Origin of the sequence: Mesorhizobium sp. WSM4311 (assembly GCF_002295115.1) — a bacterium.
Lineage (GTDB): Bacteria > Pseudomonadota > Alphaproteobacteria > Rhizobiales > Rhizobiaceae > Mesorhizobium.
Map to the genome: position 1 here is coordinate 1 of NZ_NSFV01000039.1, position 1,406 is coordinate 1,406.

The following is a 1,406-nucleotide window of genomic DNA, read 5'->3' on the forward strand; positions in this document are numbered from 1 at the left end:
CGTCTGACGACACCCACTTCCTCTTCTTCCGCCCCTCCTTTCAATCCTTCTATCCCATCCTTCTCGATTATCCCTCTTTTCTCTCGTCTTTCTCTTATTCCCATCTCACTCTGCCCCCCTATATTTTTCTCTTTTTCTCTTTTTTCTCCTTTTCTTTTTTTTTCTTTTTTCCATTTCTCTTTTTTCTCTCTTTTCTTCTCCCCCCATCTTTTCCTCTCCTCTTCTTTCCTTCTTTTCTTCCTCTTTTCTCTTTCCTCTTTTTTTCTCCCCCCTCTTTTCTTTTTCTTCTTCCTTTTTCTTTTTCTCTCCTCCCTTCTTCTCCCTTCTTCTCTCCCCCTTCCCCTCCCCCTCCTCCCCCCCCCCTTCCCTCTCCCCCTCCCCTTCTTCTTTCCTTTTCCTTCTCTCTCCTTTTCCTTCCCCCTTTTCTTCTCTTCCCCTCCTTCCTCCTTCTTCCTCCCCCCCCTCTTCCTCCCCTTCTTCCTTCTCCCCCCTCCCCTCTCCTTTCTCCTCTTCCTCCCTCTTCTCTTCCTCCTTTCCTCCTCTCCCTCCTTCCCTCCCTTCTTCCTCCCCTTCCTCTTTCCCTTCTTTCTCCCTTTCTCCCCCTTCTCCTCTTTCCCCCCCCCCCTCTTCCCTCCCTTCCTTCCCCTCTTTTCCCCCCTCCCCTCCCTCTTCCCCCTCTTCTCCCCTCCCCCTCTCCCCCCCTCTTCTTCCTCTCCCCCCCCTCCCCCTCTCCCTTCCTTCTTCCCCTCTTTTCCTCCTTTCCCTTTTTTCCTTCCCCTCCCTCCCTTCTCCCTCTTCCTCCCCTTCTCCCCCTCTCTCTCTCTTTTCTTTCCCTTCCCCCCCTCTTCTCTCCTTTCTTCTCCCTTTTCCTTCTCTCCTCTCCCCTCTTCTCCCCCTCCTTCCCCTTCCTTTCCTCTTCTCTCTTCCCCTTTCCTCCTTCCTCTTCCTTCTCTCCCCCCCCTTCTTCCTCCCCTCTTCCCCCCTCCTCTCTTCTTTCTCTCCCCTTTTTTTTTCTCTTCCTCTCTCTCTCCTTTCCCTTCCTCCCTCCCCCCTTCTCCCTCCTCCTCTCCCTTCCTTTTCTTTCCTCTCCCTCTTTCCCCCCTCCCCTCTTCTTCCCCTTCCTCTCCCCCTCCCCTTCCCCCTCCCCCCCTTTCTTCTCCTCCTCCCCTTCTTTCTTCTTTTTTTTCTTTTTCTTTTTCTCCTTCCTCTCCTTCTCCTTCTCTTTTTTCCTTTCTTCCTTCCTTTCCTTTCTTCCCCTTTTCTCCCTTCCCTTTTTTTCCCCTTCCCTTTCTCTTCCTTTCCTTTCCTTCCTCTCCTTCCCCCTCTCCCCTTCTCTCTCTCCCTCCTTCTCTTCTCTTCTCCCCTTTTCCTCTCCCCCTTTCCCTTCCTCCTCTCCCTCCCTCCTC

The 1,406-nt window shown here is 52.8% G+C and carries 1 protein-coding gene; it reads right to left on the minus strand.

The features are described from left to right. On the minus strand, window positions 1-1,406 hold a 1,406-nt coding region (locus CK226_RS35310; RefSeq protein WP_179301192.1), incomplete at both ends, for a hypothetical protein.